The sequence below is a fragment of the Bifidobacterium sp. ESL0745 genome, assembly GCF_029433335.1.
In the GTDB taxonomy this organism is placed as follows: Bacteria; Actinomycetota; Actinomycetes; order Actinomycetales; family Bifidobacteriaceae; genus Bifidobacterium.
On the sequence record NZ_JAQTHX010000001.1, the window covers coordinates 1,221,687 to 1,245,347 of the forward strand.

Annotated in this window: 17 protein-coding genes and 3 pseudogenes; 12 read left to right on the forward strand and 8 right to left on the reverse strand. The window is 56.1% G+C overall.

Annotated features, from left to right (window positions below):
- Positions 1 to 152: 152 nt before the first annotated feature.
- Positions 153 to 1,439: a serine--tRNA ligase gene (serS, locus tag PT275_RS04775; RefSeq protein WP_277152846.1), complete on the reverse strand. Its 1,287-nt coding sequence runs from the start codon at positions 1,437 to 1,439 to the stop codon at positions 153 to 155.
- Between the two features lie 137 nt (positions 1,440 to 1,576).
- The gene (locus tag PT275_RS04780) at positions 1,577 to 2,953 is read right to left on the reverse strand and encodes an aromatic amino acid transport family protein (protein ID WP_277152848.1); all 1,377 of its coding nucleotides are present in this window, start codon (positions 2,951 to 2,953) and stop codon (positions 1,577 to 1,579) included.
- A gap of 570 nt (positions 2,954 to 3,523) precedes the next feature.
- On the opposite strand from PT275_RS04780, the gene PT275_RS04785 reads away from it, so the two are divergent.
- On the forward strand, positions 3,524 to 4,630 hold the full coding sequence (locus PT275_RS04785; protein ID WP_277152850.1) for a diacylglycerol kinase family protein: 1,107 nt from the start codon (positions 3,524 to 3,526) through the stop codon (positions 4,628 to 4,630).
- Between the two features lie 332 nt (positions 4,631 to 4,962).
- On the opposite strand, the gene PT275_RS04790 is transcribed toward PT275_RS04785, so the two are convergent.
- Complete coding sequence (locus PT275_RS04790) at positions 4,963 to 5,598, reverse strand: DUF421 domain-containing protein (protein WP_277152852.1); 636 nt, start codon at positions 5,596 to 5,598, stop codon at positions 4,963 to 4,965.
- 9 nt (positions 5,599 to 5,607) lie between these two features.
- A complete protein-coding gene (locus tag PT275_RS04795; RefSeq protein WP_277152854.1) occupies positions 5,608 to 6,048 on the reverse strand; it encodes a DUF3290 domain-containing protein in 441 nt (146 codons plus the stop codon).
- 509 nt (positions 6,049 to 6,557) lie between these two features.
- On the opposite strand from PT275_RS04795, the gene pgm reads away from it, so the two are divergent.
- Complete coding sequence (pgm, locus tag PT275_RS04800) at positions 6,558 to 8,234, forward strand: phosphoglucomutase (alpha-D-glucose-1,6-bisphosphate-dependent) (RefSeq protein WP_277152856.1); 1,677 nt, start codon at positions 6,558 to 6,560, stop codon at positions 8,232 to 8,234.
- Positions 8,235 to 8,452: 218 nt separating this feature from the next.
- On the forward strand, positions 8,453 to 9,667 hold the full coding sequence (locus PT275_RS04805) for an ATP-binding protein (RefSeq protein ID WP_277152858.1): 1,215 nt from the start codon (positions 8,453 to 8,455) through the stop codon (positions 9,665 to 9,667).
- Positions 9,668 to 9,758: 91 nt separating this feature from the next.
- Here PT275_RS04805 and PT275_RS04810 read toward each other — a convergent pair whose 3' ends face one another.
- Positions 9,759 to 10,499, reverse strand: a complete 741-nt coding sequence (locus PT275_RS04810; protein ID WP_277152860.1) for a hypothetical protein — start codon at positions 10,497 to 10,499, stop codon at positions 9,759 to 9,761.
- A 220-nt stretch (positions 10,500 to 10,719) separates the two neighbouring features.
- Between PT275_RS04810 and PT275_RS04815 the strand changes: the two are divergent.
- Positions 10,720 to 11,328: pseudogene (locus PT275_RS04815) on the forward strand (ribonuclease H); the annotation flags it as partial.
- Between the two features lie 1,253 nt (positions 11,329 to 12,581).
- Complete coding sequence (rpiA, locus tag PT275_RS04820) at positions 12,582 to 13,280, forward strand: ribose-5-phosphate isomerase RpiA (RefSeq protein WP_277152862.1); 699 nt, start codon at positions 12,582 to 12,584, stop codon at positions 13,278 to 13,280.
- Between the two features lie 375 nt (positions 13,281 to 13,655).
- Here the strand turns inward: rpiA and tpx are convergent, their stop codons facing one another.
- From tpx to PT275_RS04835, 3 genes are all read right to left on the reverse strand, one after another.
- A complete protein-coding gene (tpx, locus tag PT275_RS04825; RefSeq protein WP_277152864.1) occupies positions 13,656 to 14,159 on the reverse strand; it encodes a thiol peroxidase in 504 nt (167 codons plus the stop codon).
- 439 nt (positions 14,160 to 14,598) lie between these two features.
- Positions 14,599 to 14,688: an AURKAIP1/COX24 domain-containing protein gene (locus PT275_RS04830; protein ID WP_004268639.1), complete on the reverse strand. Its 90-nt coding sequence runs from the start codon at positions 14,686 to 14,688 to the stop codon at positions 14,599 to 14,601.
- Positions 14,689 to 14,860: 172 nt separating this feature from the next.
- On the reverse strand, positions 14,861 to 15,487 hold the full coding sequence (locus tag PT275_RS04835; RefSeq protein ID WP_277152866.1) for a hypothetical protein: 627 nt from the start codon (positions 15,485 to 15,487) through the stop codon (positions 14,861 to 14,863).
- Positions 15,488 to 15,965: 478 nt separating this feature from the next.
- Between PT275_RS04835 and radA the strand changes: the two genes are divergently transcribed.
- From radA to PT275_RS04865, 7 genes and pseudogenes are all read left to right on the forward strand, one after another.
- The gene (radA, locus tag PT275_RS04840; RefSeq protein WP_277152867.1) at positions 15,966 to 17,390 is read left to right on the forward strand and encodes a DNA repair protein RadA; all 1,425 of its coding nucleotides are present in this window, start codon (positions 15,966 to 15,968) and stop codon (positions 17,388 to 17,390) included.
- Between the two features lie 97 nt (positions 17,391 to 17,487).
- Positions 17,488 to 17,601: pseudogene (locus tag PT275_RS09210) on the forward strand (cupin domain-containing protein); the annotation flags it as partial.
- 240 nt (positions 17,602 to 17,841) lie between these two features.
- Positions 17,842 to 18,207: pseudogene (locus PT275_RS09215) on the forward strand (cupin domain-containing protein); the annotation flags it as partial.
- 10 nt (positions 18,208 to 18,217) lie between these two features.
- On the forward strand, positions 18,218 to 19,831 hold the full coding sequence (locus tag PT275_RS04850) for an adenosylhomocysteinase (protein ID WP_277152871.1): 1,614 nt from the start codon (positions 18,218 to 18,220) through the stop codon (positions 19,829 to 19,831).
- Between the two features lie 74 nt (positions 19,832 to 19,905).
- On the forward strand, positions 19,906 to 21,294 hold the full coding sequence (locus PT275_RS04855) for an amidohydrolase family protein (RefSeq protein WP_277152873.1): 1,389 nt from the start codon (positions 19,906 to 19,908) through the stop codon (positions 21,292 to 21,294).
- Between the two features lie 345 nt (positions 21,295 to 21,639).
- A complete protein-coding gene (locus PT275_RS04860; RefSeq protein ID WP_277152875.1) occupies positions 21,640 to 22,521 on the forward strand; it encodes an ABC transporter substrate-binding protein in 882 nt (293 codons plus the stop codon).
- A 294-nt stretch (positions 22,522 to 22,815) separates the two neighbouring features.
- Entirely contained in the window at positions 22,816 to 23,619 is an 804-nt protein-coding gene (locus PT275_RS04865; protein WP_277153667.1) for an ABC transporter substrate-binding protein, read from the forward strand.
- Positions 23,620 to 23,661 lie beyond the last annotated feature (42 nt).

Sequence of the window (23,661 nt, forward strand, 5' to 3'; positions counted from 1 at the left end):
TAACGGCCACCCAATGTTGACAGCATAAACAGACAGCTGGCAAAATTCAAGTGGCTAAAATGGCGGAACTACAGAAAACGCCATAACCAAGCTGTTCAGTGACTGTTGGCAGCTTACTTATGGCGCTTTTCAATAATAAAGGCTAAAAAACCTCACGCCTCCCACTTGGTGGGTTCGATAACCTCGCGGCCGCCCATGTAAGGACGCATGGCCTTCGGAATCTCGATAGAACCATCCTTCTGCTGATGGTTTTCAAGGATGGCAACAAGCCAACGCGTGGTGGCCAGCGTGCCGTTCAGCGTGGAAACCGGACGGGTGGAGCCGTCCTCGCAACGCTCGCGAATGTTCAGGCGGCGGGCCTGATACTCGGTGCAGTTCGAAGTAGACGTGAGCTCGCGGTAACGGCCCTGCGTCGGCACCCAAGCCTCATTGTCGAACTTGCGGGCGGCGGAAGAACCGAGGTCACCAGCGGCGGTGTCGATAGTGCGGTAAGGCACCTCGACCTTGGCCAGCATCTGCTCCTCCATGCCAAGCAGCTGCTTGTGCATCTGCCGGGATTCCTCCTGCTTGCAGTACACGAACATCTCCACCTTGTCGAACTGGTGGACGCGGATGATGCCGGAAGTATCCTTGCCCGCGGCACCGGCCTCGCGGCGGTAGCAGCTCGACCAGCCGCAATACTTCAAAGGCCCATTGCCCAAATCAAGGATCTCATTCTCATGCATGCCGGCGAGCGCCACCTCGGAGGTACCGACCAAATATTGATCATCGGGCTCGCGCAAGCGATAGATCTCATCGGCGTGCGAGTTCAAAAAACCGGTTCCGGCCATGACCTCGGGACGCACCAGCGTCGGTGTGATGGCCAGCGTAAAGCCGTTCTCTTCGGCCTGGTCGACGGCCATGGTGAGCATGGCGATCTGCATGCGGGCGACGGCACCGCGCAGGAAGTAGAAGCGGGACCCGGAGACCTTGACGCCGCGGCGCATGTCGATGCCGGCGACGCCCTCACCCAGTGTCAGGTGATCCTTGGGCTCGAAGCCCTCGGCCTTGAAATCGCGCGGCGTGCCGACCTTCTGCACCACCACGTAATCGTCCTCGCCGCCTTCGGGAGCCTCGGGCTCGACGATGTTGGAGAACTGCCACATGGCCTTGGTATAGGCTTCCGAGGCATCGTCCGAAGTCTTCTTGTATTCGGCGACCTTGTTGGCCAAATCCTTGGTCTGCGCGATCAGCGCGGCCTTCTCTTCAGGAGCCGCGGAAGCAACCTTCTTGCCCATGGCCTTTTGGCTGGCACGTGCCTCCTCATACGATTTGAGCGCGGCACGGCGGGTTTCGTCCTGCTTCAAAACCTCGTCTACAAGCTCGGCGGATTCCCCGCGCTTGCGCTGGGACTCACGCACGACATCGGGATGTTCACGAATAAATTGGATATCTAGCATGTCCTCAAGCCTACTTGTCTAAAAGGACACTTACGGGCGGATTGCGGCCCGTCCGTAAGCATCAGTATTTATACCTCTATTTATCAATTTTCAATATCGCCAATCACTGTTTTGCCGATATATTTCAATCGAACAGTTCACATGAACAATTCGACGATGTTGTAGAAAATCGCGCTGACCGCGACAACGCCGACGACGACGATGAACACATTGCTCAACTTGCCGGAATACTTCTTGAGGGCCGGCACTTTGCGTACACCATACATCGGCAGCAGCAAAAGCACGAACGCGATCAACGGACCTGCCATGGTCTCGATCATGCCGATGGCAGAAGGATTGGCCCAGGCAACGAACCAGCAAGCGAGGAACATCAGCGCGCTGACGATGACGTTGAGTTTCTTGCGTTCTACCACTACGCCTTTGACATGTGCCACCTTGCGGATGATGCCGCCAAGGCCCTCTTCAACGCCGAGATAATGGCCAAGGAACGCCTTGAAAATGCAGACGAACGCCGTAATGGAGGCAATCCAGGAGATGGCCGGAGTGCCCAGCATGTTGGCAAGATAGCTCAGAATGGAAACGTTCTGCGCTTTGGCCTTTACCAAATCCCCGGGCGTCAGCGCGAGGTCGCTGCTTAAGACGAAGAAGAGCACGACGGTGACCATCATCGGTTCCCCGACCTTCAGAATCTTGCCGATTTTCGCGTCGGAATACTTGCCGTAACGTCTGCGCACATTGACGGAGAAGGAGGAGATGATGGCGGAATGGTCGAACGTCAGGACGATGACAGGGACCAAAAGCCAGAGGTCAAGCGCAAGGGTGCCGAAATCGAACGCACCGGAAGCGTTCTTGGGGAAGCTGGTGAGCATGGACGGATTCCAGCGCGGAACAAGGTAGAGCGCGAAGATCACCAGCACGGCGATGACCGGCCAAGTCAGCCAGCTCATCACGCGCGTGACGATGCGGGTGCCACAGGTCATGATGAGAATCAGCACCGCAATCAGGATGAAGGAAAGCAGTACGCGTGGCGGGGCGGCCAAGTGCAGCTGGTTGACGATGAAGCTTTCGGCGGTATTGGTGATGGAGACGGAATACATCAGCAGAATCACCAGAACCTCAACGAAATAGATGATCGTAAAAGCCATGCCAAAACCGAAACCGAAATGCTGCTCGACCACGTCGGTGATGTCATCGTCGGGATTCTTGGTCGAAAGCACGAATCGGCACATCGCCCGATGCGCGAAATACGCCAGCGGATAGGCCACAATCAGCATCAGCACAATACCGATGATGCCAGCTCCGCCCGCGTCGATTGGAAGGAAAAGCACGCCCGCGCCAATGGCCGTTCCGAACAGGCTCAGCATCCAGCGCATGTCCCGGCCATGCCATTTCAGCACGTATGCCTTGCCGTCCTCACCGCCTCGCGCTGCATCCGCCTCGCCTGTTTTGCCGGTTTTGCCGACTTGTGCGCCGTCTGCCTGCGGCCCTGACGGGTGTTCCTGTTCTCTCGTCATGGAATCCACTTTCCCTCATGTTGTGTTGGATTTTCAAAATCCGCTTCGAACGGGCCACTGCCCAATACGAAGCAAAACATCACACGTTACCGGGCAGATTGTGCCGTTACGATAATGCGATACTGCGGTGGCTACGAAATAAAGACCAATCAATCCGAAATATCGTTGTATACGACGGCCGACGACGAATACGATCGCCGGGTCGAAGCAAAAATGCTCAAATCTTGGGCAAGGCAAGAGCAACGCACGACGTTTGCCGTGGTGCTTGCTTCGATTCCCAAGTTAAACATGATTTACAGTATATTTAGCCCAAATCGTTTTCAATAATTCGGTGACACATAGTGAGACGGCCTTGTTCCGCCGTAAATAGGCCAGTCATGTTTTCATTCCCATGTTCTCTGGCCGTCTCTGCCCATATTTCCTGCTGCCGTCAGTTCCGCAACGATCTTATTATCATTAAAAATGAATGACGGAAAAGGAAAACGAACCCCGTCAAGTCGACGTGGAGGATTCGTTCATCTTTTTTTCAACTTCCGGCGCAACGTCACCATATCGCGCCACAATAGAGCCATGACTCGAACCGTGCTTTTCGTCATCCTCGCCGTGGTAGCGGTATGCGTTCTCGCCGTTGCCACCGCGTTGCTTTGGCGCGCCTGGAAGCGCTGGCGCCGAGTGCAGAAATTGAACGAGCGTGACGACGACCAGGTGCGTTACGCTTTCATCATCAATCCTTCCAAACCGCAAGCGGCCCGCGCCCGCCTGCATATCGAGGAATTCTGCAAAGACCACGAAATTTCGGACATCGAATTCATCGAAACGACGCTGGAACGCAATGGGCGGGTTTGCGCACTTGAAGCCCTGCAGCACGGCGCCGACGTCGTGGTGGCGGTGGGCGGCGACGGCACCGTGCGCACCGTGGCGAGCGCGGTAAGCGGCACCGGCCACACTTTGGGCATTATTCCCATCGGCACTGGCAACCTCTTCGCACGTAACATGGGCATTCCCGTCGACGACATCAACGCCGCCTTGGCCATCGCGACCTCACATGGAGAGCGGATGGTCGATATGGGACGTATGGCGCTGCTTGACAGGCCAGACGAAGACCATGCCCATGCGTTCCTCATTATCGCCGGCATCGGTTTCGACGCCGATATGATCAGCGACACCAGCCCGGAGCTCAAGAAAAGCATCAGTTGGCTCGCCTATTTCTCCGGTGGCATGAAGCATCTGTTCGCGCCGAAATACCGCGGGGCCGTCACCATCACGGCAGCAGACGGCAGCTCCCACACCGTCGGCGAACTGCATTTCCGCACTTTCATGGCCGGAAATTGCGGCCAGATTCCGGTGTTCTCGCTGATGCCGGATGCCTCGTTCGATGACGGCCTGCTTGATTTTGAAATCATCGACACTTCCGGCGGCCTGCTGGGGTGGATGAACCTGTTCGGCGATGTGATGCATCAGACCATCACCGGAAAGGCACAGCAAAGCCCGCTTTCCACCAATTCCACCATGGACCAGATCCAAGGCGTCAGCGCCGAAATCAAGCTCGAAAAGCCTGCGCTGGCGCAGGTCGACGGCGACATGATCGGCTCCACCAGTCACATTCGCTTCAGCCTGGAACCCAAGTCGCTGCGCGTGCGCGTTCCAGCCAAAGAGGAAATGGCACAGTATCAGTAGCAGGACTTTTTCATGGCTTCAGCCGATTCCACGAAACAACATGGCTCCAGCCAACTCCCAGCCAGATGGCACGACTAAGTTCCGCTTCATCGCAGAAGGTCATCCGGCACCCGCAAACGTCAATTTTTATGCAATAGTCATAGGATACTGACACTTGCCGGTCCTCATCGTCAAAATCCTTGCTCTATGCTGCAAATTTTGACAGCATGCACCCACACATACGCCGACATCTGCGCAATGGTCTGTGGATTCCGGCAACTGAGGTTTCATCTTCCCTCACTCATCTTCGTCGCCCTATCAGCGCACCACCCAAATCATCGCAACGAAACCGCCTACTTCGCGTAACCGGTCAGTTCCAGCTTCTTGGCGATATACTCACCGATATACACGGCGTTGGTGCCGTCGTAACCCTGCTTCTCGACCTCGGTTTCAAGCCATTCCTTGTCATGGCCGATGGCATCAAGCACATCGGTATCGATCTGGCCGTCGACGATCAGCGGCAGACGCAGCGACTCGTCACCGTAGCAGATGACGGTCAGCTGGCCATTCTGCTCGAAGTAGGCCTTCAGAACCTTGGAAATCTCGTAGACGCCCTGCGCGCGCAGCTTGAGCATCAGGTCACTTGCGGAGACGCCCTTGCGCATGCAGGTGGCGACGTCGACCTTGCCGTGCGAAATGAGCATGACCGGGCTGCCGTCGATGAGTTTCTTGAAGAACCGGCTGTTTTCCTTGGCGAACTTGATGATCATGCACAGCAGCGTCCAGGTCACGAGAACGAAGACGAACTGGAGCACGGTGATCTGCTCGTTGTAGATTACGCCGCCGATGATGGCGCCGAGCACGTAGTTCTGGATCTGGTCCATGGCGCTGGTGGGCGCGAGGTTGGATTTGCCGAAAAGATTGATGTGGACGATGAGGAAGACGACGCCCACGACGAGTTTGACGATGAGTGTGGTGCTGATAAGCATGGCGGTTCCTTACTTTTCTACTTTGACGTCGGCGAGCATGTGGGTTTCGGTGAGCCTATACGCGGTGTAGTCCGTGTTGAGATTCACCGTGTAATATTTTTTACCGATTTTGACAATCACGTCCTGGTTCAGATACTTCGAATTGACAAGCACATCATCTTCGGATACGTGCCGTTCCTTAGCAACTCGCTGCACGAAACTGACCATCTGCTCGCTTTTCGCGCTGGCCGTCTCGCTTTGCTGGAACTGCGTATAGCCGCTGCCGAGCACCAGCACCACGAGCAACAATGCGATGATGCCCAGGTCCCGGTATTTCGTCTTGAGCCGGTGTCGCAGATACAACACAAAGAACGCGACCAGCGCCACACACAGCGCGACGATGATAACGAACCGGATGACCTGGTTGATGCCATGCTGGCTTTGCAGGTAATTGATACCGTAAAATGTCATGAAACGCCCCAAACATAGGTCGGCAGGTGATTTCTCCCGTTTCATGGTAGAGACGGCGCAATACGTAACTTGTTTTTGGCGCTTATAGAAGAATTTATATGACATTTTCCGGCCACCTGACCGCAATAAGCACCAAATCACCTGAATACGACACGCTCGTTTTGCTTCGCATTTCCAACAATCTCTATTGACAACCCCTTCCCGGCACGCAATGATAAAGAAACTCAAAAATCAATATACGAATTAGTGTTGGAAAACTGTATCCCCAACAATTGCCGGAGTCCGTCTACCAGCACCACCACACTTTCGTGCCGGAAACCGCATATAAAACATCCAAAGTCCGTTCAACCGCACCAAGACAAATCGATGCTGGAGACCCGCACCCTAATAGCTCCGAATCCGTTTACCAGCAACAACCTGTCAGCCAACCTCACAACTGCTGTGTGCGATTGGTTGTGATAGCGCACAAACCTCGCACTTCCACCCGGCGACTGTGGCACAATAGAGACATGGTTGCAAACAATGCGGGCAAACCCGCCACACAAGCCGACCTCATCGACGTCAACGAGGTCATCGGAAAATACTATGACGCCATCCCCGACCCCGACGATCCGGCGCAACGCGTCTCCTTCGGCACTTCCGGCCATCGCGGTTCGTCACTCAAGACCTCATTCAACGAGGCGCATATCGTCGCCATCAGCCAAGCCATCGCCGAATACCGCAAGAAGTCCGGCGTCACCGGCCCGCTCTATCTAGGCCGTGACACCCATGCGCTTTCCGGCCCCGCGATGAAGACGGCCATCGAAGTGCTCGTCGCCAACGGTGTGACCGTGCGTATCGACTCGCGCGACGACTTCGTGCCGACTCCGGTCATCTCGCACGCCATCCTGACCCACAACCGCGCCGCCGACGGTTCACAACGATTCGAAGGCGACGGCCTTGCCGATGGCATCGTCGTGACCCCCTCGCACAACCCGCCCACCGACGGCGGTTTCAAGTACGATCCGGTTACCGGCGGCCCGGCTCCGGCCGAAGCGACGGAAGCCATCGCCAACCGTGCCAACGAACTGCTCGGCTCGTTCCGCGACGTCAGGCGCGTGCCGTACGACGAGGCCATCAAATCCCCTCTGGTCGAACGCTTCGATTATCGCGACCACTACGTCTCAGACCTCGGCGATGTGATTGATTTCGACATAATCCGTTCCTCCGGCGTGCGTCTCGGCATCGATCCGCTTGGCGGCGCTTCGGTCAACTATTGGCCGCTCATCAACGAAAAATACGGCCTGAACATCGGAGTGGTCCGTCCTGAGGTCGACCCGACCTGGCGGTTCATGACCATCGACCATGACGGCAAAATCCGTATGGACCCAAGTTCGCAATATGCGATGAAGGGTCTTGTCGACGAACTCAACGGTGGGGCGTGGGAAAAGTACGACCTCGTGGGCGGCACCGATCCCGACGCCGACCGCCATGGCATCGTCTGCCCCAACTGGGGCGTGATGAATCCGAACCACTACCTCGCCGTATGTATCGCCTACCTCTTCGGCGGCGCACGGCCAGGCTGGCCCAAGAACGCCGGCGTGGGCAAGACCGTTGTCTCGTCTTCGCTGATCGACCGCGTGGCCGTTTCCATCGGCGCACGTCTGGTTGAAGTGCCAGTCGGCTTCAAGTGGTTCGTCGACCCGCTTTTCACCGGCGAAGTCGCGTTCGGCGGCGAGGAGAGCAGCGGCATGAGCTTCCTGCGTCGTAACGGCCGCGTTTGGACCACCGACAAAGACGGCATCATCCCCGACCTGCTCGCTGCGGAAATCACCGCGAAAACCGGCAAGAATCCGGCCCAACTGCATCAGGAGCAGACGGCAGAGTTCGGCGAAAGCTGGTACAAGCGCATCGATACCCCGACCACCCTCGAACAGAAGCAGAAGTTCGCCGGCCTGAACCCCGAATCTGTTTCTGCCACGACGTTGGCCGGCGAGGACATCACCGCCAAACTCACCCGCGCACCAGGCAACGACGCGCCCATCGGCGGTATCAAGGTGACGACGAAGAACAACTGGTTCGCATCCCGTCCCTCCGGCACCGAGAACATCTACAAGATCTACGCCGAGTCGTTCGTCTCCCCTGAGGCGCTCAACCAAGTGCTCAGTGAGGCCACGGATGTGGTCGACAAAGCGCTCGGCGAGTAATTTCATCACACAAGTCGGTAGATAGGAAAATAGGAATGGCGGAATTCCGCGGTTCCCAAAAACCTATCTACCGACTTGTGCGTTTATTTCATTTCAAATGTCACCAAAATTAAAACGTTTTTTAACTTTCCAGCCCTTCGCCTAAATATAAAATCAATTTTACATTTATCTCGATTTTAATAAAAGTATAAAATACATTTTATTTTGAAAGAGCCGACATGCTTATTGACAGACCACAGTATTGGCACCATTTGGAACAATGGAAAGACAAGAGCGTCATCAAAGTCGTAATAGGCGTACGCCGCTGTGGGAAATCAACCCTGCTTGAACTTTTCGCACGGCATCTCATCGACACTGGCACACCAAAAGACCACATCATCTCCATCAACTTGGAATCTCTCGGCAACGAATCACTACTCGAATACCACAAACTGTACGACACCATCCTCAGCAGGTGTGAAGACGACGGCAAAGGTGACAGCGGCGGAAAATATTACGTCATGCTCGACGAAATCCAGAATGTGCCCGAATTCCAGAAAGTGCTTGACAGCCTCCAGACCCATCACAACATCGATCTTTATGTCACCGGCTCCAACGCCACCATGCTCAGCGGCACACTTGCAACGCTCATCTCAGGCCGTTACGTCGAGATCAGCGTGACCCCACTTTCCTTTGCGGAGTATCGAAGCGCCGCACCAAAAGACGAGACGGTGCAACGCACCTGGTCACGTTACCTGTATGAAGGATCGTTCCCGGCTATCCACGAACTTAACGGGAACAATTCACTAATCGACGACTATCTCGAAGGCATCCTCAACACGATTCTGGTGAAAGATGTGGTTCAACGCTCCGGCACATCACGCACCGCAACCCTCGACGCTCTCACCCGCTATATGTTCGACAATATCGGCAATCTCACCACGCCAAGATCCATCGCCAACGCCATGACCTCGCTGAACGCAAAAGTCTCGGCTCCCACCGTTTCCAGCTATCTCGAAGCGTTGAACTCGGCATTCATTCTCTATCCGGTTTCCCGTTACGACATCAAAGGCAAACGTATTTTCCGGCAGGAACGCAAATATTATGGTGTCGACATGGGCATGCGTCGGATCCTTTGTTCTGGCAGGGTCCGCGACACGGAACGAATCCTGGAAAACATCGTGTTTCTGGAACTCAAAAGACGTAACAGAGAGGTTTACATCGGTCAAGGATCCAACGGCGCAATCGACTTCGTAACCAACGGAACGAACGGACCAGCCTATTACCAAGTATGCGAGTCCGTCCACAATCCCGAAACACTGGAACGCGAGTTGTCATCGTTCCGCGGTGTCGATGACAACTATCCCAAGAGCCTTATCACCTTGGATGACGAACTACCCACTGAGCACAACGGCATCCGGCAGGTCTATGCGCTTGACTGGCTGCTAGAGTAGCGACCGACTCCACGCCGTTGGCCGACATCAGTCTAAAGCCCGGTATCAATGGGTACCGGGCTTTAGACTTCATTTCAAATCAAACCGTACATCACTGTGCCGGGGTCTTGCTGGTCATGGTGTGCAATGGGTCGTCTGTGCAATGGTTGTAATCCTGCCAGCGCGGGTCCTTGTAACTGGTCGGCATCGTGAATCTGACGTTGGTGTCCTCGAACTGCCGGTAGGTCACCTTCGGGTCGAGTACGTTCAAATCCTTGTAGCACTGCACCCGATACGGCTCCAGATCGATGTCGTCAGGGTTGGCGATGGCCTGAGTATACGCCTTCATCAGGGTCTCATAACCATTGTTGCTCCCACAGGTCACCATAATATCCATGGCCCGATAGCTGCTGATATCACGCCCATAGATGTTCCACTCCCCACCGTTTTTCAGCCAGTAATCCACACCGAGCGTCAGCCCCTGTTGCGACGCACAATCGAGCGCTCGACGCTCGGCCTGATTCATTTCCGCGCCGGTGATCTTTTTGTCTGCAATCACCTGATTGACAAAGTCGGAGTGGAGCTTCTTTTCGGCTATATCGTCTTGAACCTGCTTGAAATAATCACCTTTGGATAGATCCGCCGTCTCCGTATAAGCCATGTACTTTGTCTTTTCCCGGCCATCGCCATCAGTACCGATCGTACTTTTATCAAGCGTAATAACTCCATTGACATCGGGTACCGGAGCGGCCGGACTTTCATTCGCCTTCGGACTTCCGCAAGCCACCAGCATGCCAAGCAAAAGCGGCAGAGTGGCCACCGCCACCGCCAGCTTCATTGTTTTCTTTTGCATTTCATCCACCCCATTTCATCGAACGATGATATGAAGATTGAAAATACCTATTCAAACACCACTTCACGGCACCAAACCGGAATGATTGCGCGACTCAACAAATCTGATCGACTCCGGCGAAAACCAGACGTTGTTCGCTACATCATAACATTTAAAAAATATAATGCAACTCTTGTTCAGTTCTTTCAGATTTTCGCCGGGCTTACGTAGGCTGGTGGCTATGACTATTACGGTTTCTACGGACGGCAGCGCACTGGGCAATCCCAACGGCCCCATGGGTTGGGCGTGGGCCGATCACGCGGTAAATGCGGCCCGCACACACGGGCATCAGCACGACGGGGACAGCGACGCGGGTGGGGCTACCAATGGCACCAACCAGATCGGCGAGTTGTGCGCGGTGCTCGAGGCGCTGCGGGCCCATCGCGGGACGGAACCACTGACCATCGAAACCGACTCGCAGTACGCCATCAACTGCTCGACCACATGGGTCAAGGGTTGGAAGAAGAACGGCTGGAAGAACTCACAGAAGAAGCCGGTGAAGAACGCACCGCTGATCAAGGCCATCGACGCCGAGATCGGCCGTCGCAAGGGGCCGGTGAAGTTCGTCTGGGTCAAGGGGCACAACGGCAATCCCGGCAACGAAAAGGTCGATGACCTCGCCCACACCTACTCCGGCGACGCACGCAGCGGGCTCAAAGACGGCTATCTGCCGCTGGAAGGTTGGCAGTCGTTGCTGGCCTCTCCATACGCCAAGGGCGTGGATATTCCCGCCGATGCGAAAATGCTCATCGACGGCAAAATCACCGAGGAACAATACCATCTTGGACGCGGCGTGGAATCGGGCGACGACGGCGACGGATGGGACGATTCCGAGGACAATGATAATCCGGCTTCAAACAGGAATGTCGACGATCACGACAGGCTTGGCGAAAAGCGGACCGCAGATGACGGGGCAAACGGCAACCCCGGCAGCCAAACCTCGCACAGGCCAACGTTGGCCGAACGTCTTGCGGAGCCCGAAGGCGTGCCGGAGTACGATTTCAGCCCACGCAAGCCGATCGTCGCCCATCATCGCGCGGTCGAGAACGATGAATCTGCCGATACGGGCAATCATATCGACGGCAGCACCGGCGGCGATAGCGACGAATCTCATTCCGCTGGCCGCACGGTACGTTCCCATCCTGATTTCATCTCATCAAACGTCGACGACGCCACCATTCCCGCCGATAACGACGATTCCGCCGCCACCGAGACACAATTGCCGGTCACTCAAAAGGCAGGAAAAACCGCCGCTTCAGCGCCTTCGCAGAACTCGACGGATGCCGAAGCGAACGGAACAAACGCCGGTCTTAATCAAACGAATGACAAAAAAACGTCTGAAACGGCGACGGTCTCGGATTCTGATGACCTTTATGACAATGTTCCAGATACGGATGACGATTCGCTTACAAATGACAATCAAAACGCCGAATCCGATTCAGACTCAACTGAGAACGCTAACAACACAAATTCGATTGAGAACGCTAACAATCACGATGGAGCCAATAACGAAGACTTCGGCAATCACCAAACCGACAATGAAACTGGCCGTGTTGGAAGTGAAAACGCCCAGGACGATTCAGTACAATCCGATGAACCGACTGAAGCGGATGACCCCGCGCAATCCGATGGCAACGGCGAACCAGGCGACGGAAACACCAACGAAAACAACACGGAAAGCACCGATACCACACCAGATAAAAGGCCGGAACCCCAAGCAAAACAGGCACCAGCATATCTGCACAGCGGCCTGAGCGTGAGCGGAACCCTGCGCTTCGTGCCCGCGCCGCAGACCAGTCCGACCTACAACGGACAACCCCGGCACATTCGCGGGGTCATCGCCATCGACGGATACGTGGCCGGAGACGGAACCATCGTATTGAGCAACGCCCCGTTCCTCATCGCCAACAACAATCACAAAAAGTGAGTGAAACAAACAGAATCTGAACAACAAGAAAAGTATCGGAACACCGATATTATGGATAGTATTGGAAGTGACGTTCGTCACTACATGACGAAGCTAAGACTGTTAAAGGAGCATCAATGGATAAGGCACAACAAGACGCACTGAAGAAGGCGGCCGGCATCGAAGGCGCCAAGCTCGTCAAGGACGGCATGATCGCGGGCCTCGGCACCGGTTCGACCGTGCGCTTCCTGGTCGACGAGCTCGGCCGCCGCACGAAGGAAGAGGGCCTTGAGTTTACGGGTGTGACGACTTCCCGCCGCACCGCCAAGCAGGCCGAAGGATATGGCATCAAGATCGTCGACATCGACGACGTGGACCACATCGACCTCACCATCGATGGCGCGGACGAAGTGGACAAGAACTTCAACGGCATCAAGGGCGGCGGCGCGGCCCTGCTCTGGGAGAAGATCGTCAACGAGAACTCCAACTACAACGTCTGGATCGTCGACGAATCCAAGGTGGTCGACACCATCGGCAAGTTCCCGCTGCCTGTCGAGGTCATTCCCTTCGGCGCCGGACATGTCATCAAGAAGTTTGAAGCCAAAGGCTACAAGCCGACCCTGCGCAAGAACGCCGACGGCACCGACGTACGCACCGACGAGAACAACTACATTGTCGATCTGCACCTCGAGCGCATCGACCACCCGCAGGATCTCGCCGAAGACCTCATCAATACGGTGGGCGTTGTCGAGCACGGCCTCTTCCTGAACCGCGTGGACAAGGTCATCGTCGGTAACCCGAACGGCCCGCGTATTCTGACCGTCTCAGAGAACTGAGTTCGGCAAAGCCGATTCGGCAATGAATTCGATTCGGCTGCTTGACGGTATCGGATTTTTGATGAACCGGCAAGACGTAAAAATGATGATTCGATGATTCAATACCAAATAGCAAAAGCCGGTGTGCAACTTTCAAGTAGTTGCACACCGGCTTTTGTTATGGATACAAGTCATAAACCGGAATTACAGACAAAATGTATGCCCACAATGGGCTTCAAGGTGTTCTGCCATAGAGAGTAAAACCGTTTAAAATCTGGGCAAAGAGATTCTAACCTCTCATTCCATTACTCCTGTAATGTCTCAGAGCAGATTTAGAACTCATATTTTGACCTATAATCCCATAAATTCATAGTAATACTTGGATCCATCCGGTTATTAAAGCGCTTCGACCGCCTTGCGGGCCGCATCGTAGTCAGGTTCGTCGTGAATCTCAGGAACCTGCTGTGTATACGCGACGTTGCCATCGGCATCAACCACGACAACCGCGCGCGAAAGCAGGCCGCGCATGCCGCCGTCGGCGATAGTCACGCCGTAATCCTCGCCGAACGAGGAGCGGAATGCGGAACCGGTGACGACGTTCTCGATGCCTTCGGCACCGCAGAAACGGGCTTGGGCAAACGGCAGATCCTTGGAAATGCAGATGACGGTGACATCATCCAGGTCTTCAGCCATCTTGTTGAATTTACGCACCGACATCGAGCAGGTTGCCGTATCAAGCGACGGGAAGATGTTCAGGATGACCTTGCGGCCAGCGAACTTGTCAAGGCCGAAATCGTTGAGATCGCCATCGGCGATCGAGAAAGCCGGGGCCTTGGAGCCAACGGCGGGAAGAGTTCCTACGGTGCGAGTGGGCGCACCACCCAAAGTTATTTGTGCCATAATCCCATGGTGACACGTCTTAAGACTATTCGCTAGTTTTTTGCGCTGTATGCCAATCCGGTGACGGTTTTCGGCACTATAGACGCCGCTGGCATAAGTCTCGCCTGACTCCGTTACAAGGCCATCACATCCCCAATCCAGTATCCACTCCCATCCGTCTGTTTCTTCGTGCAGTACCGAAAACCTGACCAAACCACTTTTTACGGCAGAAAATGAACGAAAATACCCATAACCTTGTTCATTTGCTGCCGTCAACCCGATCTTTTTGACAATAACGGCAACAAATGAACAGAACACGAGTCAATATTGTTCATTCCCTGCCGTTATCCAACGGTTCACAGCCTGCACGGTCGGGCAAACCGACTCTTTCCGGAGCACAACCCAGTAAAACAAAAAGCCCGGAGCCAAATGACCCCGGACCTCTGTAAAAAGCTTTATACTACTTGCGCTGATGACGAGTCTTACGCAGCAGTTTGCGGTGCTTCTTCTTGCTCATCCGCTTGCGGCGCTTCTTGATGACAGAACCCATCTGAAGCCTCCAATCCTTGACTGTAAGTTTGCAACTTGACCTATATTACTCGCTCTTGCCGACTTAAAACGCCATAGGTCTTTATTTTTCTTTTATTCGACCGTTCCCGAACCAACGGAACCGTTTACTTGGTCACAATTCTGCGTTTGGGCTCAGCAACTTTGAACGTATGTCAGAGCGGGAACTTCGAATAGAACCGCTGAATGGAATCCTTGGGACCGGTGGCCTGGAACACGACGGTGTCATTCTGCCAGATGGCAGTTGCCGTTTTGCCTTTCTCGTCAGTGGTTTTCACAACGTATTTGCCGGTGGCATTGTTGGATACCTTCACATCGCCACTCGCCACATCCGTGCCCTTGAGCGCACCGGAAAGCGTGTCATATTGAGTCTTTGCGCTGTCGCTACTCGACCATTGGGCAACGACAAGCGTGACATCCTTGGCCAAGTCTCCGGTCGAATACGTAAGCGTGTATTCTTCAATCGGAGTTGCAGAAGTCCAATTGGCGCTCGGAGCGGCCTCAGTACGGGCGAAATTAAGAACACTGTCAGGCATCGCTTTCAACAGAGGTGTGGCATCCTGCGGAAGTTCCTTTGCCTTGATGCTCGGCGTGGTAGGCACCGGTTTGGTGGATGATGTCGTCTGCTGCTGCTTTTGCCCTTCACTGGCACTTTTATCCATCGCCCAGCCCGGCCACACAAACGCACTAAGCAGTGTGACCGCAATGACCACCGCGGCCGCGACCACGACCGCAATCAATTTGCCATGGGATGAAGAAGAATACCTTTGTTGAGTCGCCATAGTCGCAATTATTTCACAGTGTGCTGACGCTCAGCAATTGGGAATCGCATTGTCATTTCAAGAGCAAATCATAGATTCGGGCTACCAAAGAACGTATTACGATTACAATTCTTTTATTCTTGAACCACTTGGCGCGCCAAGAAGGCCAAAATTGAAAGAATCAACCCTAATTCTCAATTTTTGAGGGGTTTTGGCGCGCCAAGTGAACCAAAAATGCAAGAATCAACCCTAATTTCATGTTTTCGATGACTCTTGGCGCGCCAAGTACCCCCAAAAAATGCAAGAATTGAGCTCAATCACGCTATTATCGCGACCTTGGCGCGCCAAGAGGTCTCTTATTTTGGGATTTGACAGTTCCTGATGAGGATTTTGCACTGATCGGGAATATTCATGTGTTAAATGAGTTGGATTTTCAAGATTTCTTGATTTATCTTTGGCGAACTTGCCCTTGTCGGCGAAATTGGCTAGCGTCGGCATCATGGCAAAGAATGCGACACAGTACGTCTGCTCGGAGTGCGGCTGGAACGGCGTGAAATGGTACGGGCGCTGTCCCGAATGCGGCGCTTGGGGCACCATCGAGGAATTTCACGAGGCCCGGCCTGCCGCGGCGTCGCGCACCGCCGCGCCTGGACGCACCTCGCGTACGCAGGCCAGTTCCGCCGTCATCGCCGGAAGTGCTGCAGCCAAGCCAATCACGGAAATCTCCACCGACAGTGTCAAGAGGATTCCCACCGGCTTCGACGAGTTCGACCGCGTTTTGGGCGGTGGCATCGTTCCGGGTTCGGTGGTCTTGGTTGCGGGTGAACCGGGCATCGGCAAGTCGACGTTGCTGCTTGAGACCGCCGGCAACGTAGCACGAAACAACCCGAAGAAATCAGTCCTTTATATCTCCGGCGAGGAATCGCAGGCGCAGGTGCGTATGCGCGCCTCCCGCATCAACGCGCTGGAAAGCAACCTGTTGCTGGCCGCAACCACCGACCTCGCCACCGTGCTCGGCCTGATCGAGCAGGAGAAACCGAGCCTCGCCATCGTCGATTCGGCGCAGACCATTGTTTCGCAGGATGTCGATGGAATCTCCGGCGGTTCCACACAGGTGCGCGAAGTGGCCAGTGCGCTGATCGATACCGCCAAAACCCTTGATATTCCGGTGATGCTGGTCGGCCATGTCACCAAGGACGGCTCCATTGCCGGCCCGCGTACACTCGAACACTTGGTGGATGTGGTCTGCCAGTTCGAGGGTGATTCGCAGACCGCACTGCGCCTGCTGCACGCGGCCAAGAACCGTTTCGGCCCGACCGACGAGGTGGGTTGTTTCGACATGAGCGGCGAAGGCATCGAAGAGGTCAGCGATCCGTCCGGCCTGTTCCTTTCCACCGAGGACGCGCCGGTCGAAGGCACCTGCGTCACCTTCACGCTCGACGGCCACCGCAGCCTGCCGATCGAAGTGCAGGCCCTCGTCACGAAATCCGTTTTGCCGACACCACGACGTAACACCAATGGCATCGATTCCAACAGGCTGGCCATGCTTTCAGCGGTGCTTTACCGCCACGGCCGCGTGAACCTATTGGCCAATGACCTTTACGTTTCGACCATCGCCGGCGGACTGGCCAAGGAGCCGGCCTGCGATCTCGCCATCGTCGCCGCACTGGCGAGCGCCGCCACATCGAAACCGATCACACGCACCACCTGCGCCATGGGTGAGATTAGCCTCACCGGCCAAGTGCGTCCTGTCCCCCAGCTTTCCCACCGCCTGAACGAGGCCGCACGACTGGGCTTCACCCGCGCCGTGGTTCCCACCCACCGTGGCCGTCGCGGCATCAAGGCCGTCAAAGGCTTGGAAATCGTAGAGGTCTCGTCCCTGCGCGACGCCCTCGATGCGTTGGGTGTCTCCAAAGGAAGATAACGAATCGAATTCAATTCAACCATATATAGTGAGGCCGCTAGAGGTCTTTCACTTGAACCAAACAAAGGACAAAACAATGAGTGTTGCATTTGAGGATATGAGCAAGTACGCGCAGCATGTGGTCAAGGCGCTGGACCTTGAGGCGCATCCGGAAGGCGGCTGGTATCGGCAGACCTGGCTGAGCTTGCAGGCTGCATCGGGGACGGCGACGAAACAGGCTGCGGAACGCGGGGATACGCAACGCGGCGTCAGCGCTGACTTAACGTCGGCAGATTCGGACAATATTGGAACCGAACCGCCGAAATCCGCTTCAAATGGCACTGGCACTCGGACAAAGGACACTTCAGGTGCGTCAGTGACATCAACCACGTCGGCGGATCCCGGCGACAGAGGCATATCACATTCCGATAACGCATACGCGGCAACGGTCGCCGACCTGAAGTCGATGAAGGCGACGGAAGGCCGGCCGCTCGCCTCGCTGATCTATTTCCTGCTTGCCGAAGGCGACGCGAGCGCCTGGCACAAGGTGGACGCCACCGAAATCTGGCTTTGGCACGGGCCGGCCACCGTCGGCCTTGAGCTGGGCGGCTACGGCAACGCCCCAGCGGACGAGTCGGGCCGTATGCTCTATAAGCTTGGGCAAGGAATCACCTCTGCCAGTTCGACAAGCGACGGCACGACATCCGCAGCTGTACCCATCGGTCAAGTGGTCATCCCCGAAGGCTGCTGGCAACGCACCGTTCCCGGCAAAGGCGATGCTTTGGTCTCCTGTGTGGTGAGCCCAGGCTTCACCTTCGATGGTTTTACACTTGAGTAAGACGGAAAATATGAACTATTCCAATAATCCTTATCGTGATTTCGCTTCGTGGACACGGACGTTTTCGCAGCGCACCAACCAATCGTTGGCCGGAGCCAGTTTGCTTGTTGACGAGGCCGACAGCAACAACGCTGAAAGCAACACCCTGCTCCGCAATCAGGCCGAAGCTTGGGGGATGAATGTCATCGAATCGGATTTGTCGGCTGCTTCTAAAGATGCAGAGGGCGATTCAGCAGCACCTGCACAGCGTTCAAATGTGGATTCCGATTTACCAATTGCCGACAATTCCATAAACAGCAAGCCATTCGTTTACCGCTACGTTCCTGGATCCGACAACACTAACACGCAAAACAGCAACCCCCTGAATGCCGGAACTCCAACGATTCCTGATCTGCGTAAGGCCAGCGGACTCGAGGCGATGGACTACGCGCAGGCGCACATGCCCGTCACCCGTGAGCTGATGAAACGGCTCACAGAATCCGTTGATTTCCACGGCGTCCGCATCGCGACCTGCCTCATCCTCGAGCCCAAAACCGCCGTGCTGCTGCGCGAACTCAAGGCGGCGGGGGCGCTGGTCGGCGTGTGCTGCGAGCCCGGCGGGGTGGACGAGCGCGTGGCTGAGCAATTGCGCGCCGAGGGCATCGAAGTGGAGGCCAAAAACGACTGGACTTCCAAGCAATACCACGACGGCGCGCTGCGGCTTCTGGACACGCTCAACCCGAACATCATCATCGACGACGGCGCCAGCTTCGCCCGTCTCGCCACCCGCGAGCGCCCCGAAATCGTCAAGAACCTCATCGGCGTGGCCGAGGAGACGACCAGCGGAGTCCGCGCCTTCCAAGCCATGCAGGATGACGACGCACTGCCCTACCCCGTTGTCGCCGTCAACGACAGCAAACTCAAAACCGACTTCGACAACGCCCACGGCACCGGCGAGACCTGCGTGACCACCATCCAGGAACTCCTCGGCGCCCAATGGTTCGCGGGCAGGAACATCACTGTCATCGGCTACGGACCCGTGGGACGCGGCTTCGCGCTGCGCGTGCGGGCGCTCGGCGCACACGTCACCATCTGCGACACCGATCCGGTCGCCTGTCTCAAGGCGGTATTCGAGGGCTTTCCTACCACCGATATTGACGAGGCGCTGCCCGAAGCAGACATGGCCGTTTCCGCCACCGGCGTGCGGCACACGCTTGCGTTGGAACATTTGCGCTTGATGAAACCGGACGCCGTGCTAGCGGTCATCGGCGGCATCGCCGACGAGATCGCACTGGACGATATCCCTTCGTTCCGCCACCAGCCCGGACATGATATCACTACTATCCAAATCCCAAACGGCCCCGAACTGACGCTGCTCGCGCAAGGCGACGGGGTCAATTACACGGCCGGCGGCGGCAATCCCATCGAAATCATGGATCTGAGCTTCGCCGTCCAGATGAGTGCGGTCACCCATCTTATCAGAGACCAAGGAAAATTGCCGAATCAGGTCATCCGCCTCGACGCCGCCACCGACCGCGAAATCGCCAGCATCGCCTTGCAGGTCCGTGGCTACCAAGCCAGCCACGCGGTCGCCGACAACGGCTACAGCTGGAAAACCACTCGTTTCGACGCAATGCGAGACTGATATGGCGTGATCATCTTTAAGATAACTAGTAATCGATTTCGATACAACATGATGAAGATAATGAAAGCGACTTTATGAACCAGTCCCCCACTTCCCTTGACATCACCGCGAACGATGGCTCCGACGAGAAGACCGTCTACCTCTACTCGGCAAAACTCGTGATCCCTGTCACCGCACCCGTCATCCCAGGCGGCGCGGTGGCCATACGCGGCGAACGCGTGCTACACGTCGGCACGCGGCGCTGGGTACTCGGTGAGCTCAAAGAAGAGGGCATCGATCCGACCGACGTTGTGGAACGGCACTTTGACGGGGTGCTGATGCCGGGGCTGGTCAACGCACATACCCATTTGCAATACACCGGTATGGCAAACGTCGGGCAGGGTCACTATAAGGATTTCCACGGTTGGGAACTGGCGTTCGACAAGGTCTACGCGACGGCCGAAGAGACCAAGCCTTGGCGGCAATGGGCGTTCGACGGGGCACGCCAACTGGTTCAAAGCGGCACCACGGCGGCCGCTGACATTGTTACGGATATCGAGGCGGCAGGAGCACTGGCCTCGCAGGGCCTGCACGGCATCGCCTACTGGGAGGTGATGAACTGGCACAACAAGGACTGGGAGGACCACGGCAAAAAAGCACTCAGGGAAAGCCTCACCCGGCTCGAAGCGCTCAACCTGCCGAATATCGGCATCAGCCCGCACGCGCCTTACACCCTTGATTCCGAGCCGTTCATCGACCTGCCCGACATCGCCCGCCGCTTGAACATGCGCCTGCACATCCACCTGGCCGAAACGCCGCTGGAAGCCGGCTCACACCCGGCGATCCTCACCACCTACACCGCCAAGGACTGGAGCGACGAGCGCTGGGCCAACTATCTTGAACTCAAACGGCACGGCAAGGGCGCCTCGGCCATCCAGTTCGTCGACAGCCTCGGCTCGCTCGGCCCCGATGTGCATATCGCCCATGGCGTCTGGGCCAACCGCGAGGATCGGCGTATCCTGCGCCAGCGCGGGGTGGCGGTGGCCCTGTGCCCGCGTTCCAACGAAATCACGCACACCGGCAAGGCCGCGCCCGTGCGCCGCTATATGGACGAAGGCAATATCCTTTCGATCGGCACCGATTCGCTTTCCAGCTCCCCCAGCCTGGACCTTTTCGACGAGGCCGCCATGGTTTACGCCATCGCGCGGGAACAAGGCTATGCCAAGGACGACCTGAGCCACCGCATCATCCGCATGATGACGCTGGGCGGGGCCGAATCGATGGGTATGCACGTCGGCACCCAACGCATCGGACAGATCAACGCCGGGGCACTGGCCGACTTCGCCTTCCTCGACATGCCGGCCGAAACCCACACGCCCCGCGAAATCGAACACACGCTGGACGAGTTGGTCCGCCACGGCTCCGGACACAACCGCGCCACGGTGATTTCCGGCAAGCTCACCTATAACGACAACGTCTTCTGAGCCGGCGATAACGCCTATTTTTGTGGGACTGATCAGCTCCAAGAGTTCTATGCCCAAATGCCCAAATGGCCAAAAACATTCAAATTTGCCATATCAAATGTCAAAACCTTCCGGTTTCAAACCCGCCGGTCTTCCGATAAACGAAACGTCTATCTGACAGGCAACGGAAAGAATCAAGAAAGTATTAAAAGCAGGTCCTTTGAATACCCGAGGGTGGCCGATGCTATGATGCATACGTCACGTCGTATGCGGGAACCCGATGCGATTGTCAACAATGAACAATCAGCGATCCGCAATCCCCGATACGATACGTTTTCAATATCCAAGAGCAAGAGGTCAGCAATTATGCCATCACCACTTTCCAAACGCCTTATCCGCGTTCTCGCCGCCACGCTGAGCATCGCCGCGCTGGCCGTGGGCGCCGCCGGCTGCGGCTCGAGCAAGTCGAGCAGCAACACCGGCAGCTCCGCCAATTCCAACGACATCACCCAGCAGACCATGACGCCGGGCACGCTCACGATTGGCACCGGCCAGCCCACCTACGAACCGTGGGTCATCGGCGACAAGCCTGAAACCGGCAAGGGCTACGAGGCCGCGGTCTCCTACGCGGTGGCCGAGAAGATGGGCTTCAAGAAGTCACAGGTCAAGTGGACGCGCACCACCTTCGACCAGGCCGTCGCGCCGGGCGCGCAGAAGGACTGGGATATGAACATCCAGCAGTTCTCCATCACCCCGGAACGCAAGAACGCCGTGGACTTCTCTCCCAGCTACTACAACGAGACGCAGGCCGTCGTCGTCCTCAAAAACGGCAAGTACGCCGACACCAAGTCGCTTTCCGAACTCAAAAAAGGCATGATCGGCTCCATGGTAGGTACCACAAGCTACGACTTCACCGTCTCCAAGATCAAGAAGGACGTCAAGACCTTCAACGACAACGCGTCTTTGGCCCAGGCCCTCGACAGCAACCAGATCGACGCACTCGTGGTCGACACCCCAGACGCCGTCTATATGGTGCAGAGCGGCCAGGTCAAGAACGCCAAGGTCATCGGCCAGATCCCCGGTTCCGAGGACAAGGACGGCATGGGCATCGTCCTGCCGAAGGGCTCCAAGCTCACCCCGTCGGTCACCAAGGCCGTCAACGCTCTGCAGAAGGACGGCACCATCACCAAGCTGCAGCATGAATGGCTCAAGGAATACACCACCGATATCCCGATGCTTAAGAACTGATCGAAGTTATCGTTTCGGCTTATACCTTGGCTTCGATAACAAGGTATAGATAACGTCTATGGATGATCTCAAGAATCCTCCCACCGTTCGGCGCGTCACGCACGGAACGGTGGGAGGATTCCGTTATATTTGGCTGTGTCAGGCCGTTTATCCGCCCGCTTTCCTTTTTCTTTGGTGTCACTATCGAATCCGGCGGTTCGGCGTCGCTTCATCCTCATAAGGGGTAGCCAATCCATGACATATTCAGCCAAGAAAAACATCACAAGAATCATCGCGGCTGCGGCCGGGGTCGCCATGCTCGTTTTGGGTGCGGGTTGCGGAGGATCTTCCAATTCCAGCGCCAAATCGGGCGATATCACCCAGCAGACCATTACGCCGGGAACGCTCACCATCGCCACCGGCCAGCCTGCCTACACGCCGTGGGTCATGGACAACAAGCCGGAAAGCGGCAAAGGTATGGAAGCTGCCGTCGGTTACGCGGTTGCCGAGAAGATGGGCTTCAAGAAATCACAGGTCAAGTGGGTTCGCACCACCTTCGATTCGGCCATCGCACCCGGTTCTCAGAAGGACTGGGATATGAACATCCAGCAGTTCGGCATCTCCAAGGAACGCGCGAAAGCCGTCGATTTCACCCCAAGCTACTTCAACGCCGATCAGGCGGTCATTGTGCTGAAGGATGGTAAATTTGCCGATAGCAACAGCGTCAGTGGCCTGAAGGACGCGGCGATCGGCGCGATGGTGGGCACGACCAGCTACGATTTCGCCACTTCCAAGATCAAGAAAGACGTCAAGACCTACAACGACAACGCCACCCTCGCTCAAGCCCTTGATTCCAACCAGATCGACGCCATCGTGGTCGATACTCCTACCGCCGTCAACATCGTGAAGTCCGGACAGGTCAAGCGTGGCAAGGTCATCGGCCGTATTCCCGGTTCCGAAGATCCGGAAGGCGACGGCATCGTTTTGCCGAAGAATTCCAAGCTCACAGCCGCGGCCACCAAGGCGATCAACACCCTCCAAAAGGACGGCACGCTCGACAAACTGAAGAACGAATGGCTTCAGGAGTATCTGGTCAACGTTCCCGAGCTGTCGAAGTAACGCCTGTTCCCCTCTTATTTCCATGTTGTTCCTACCGACTGA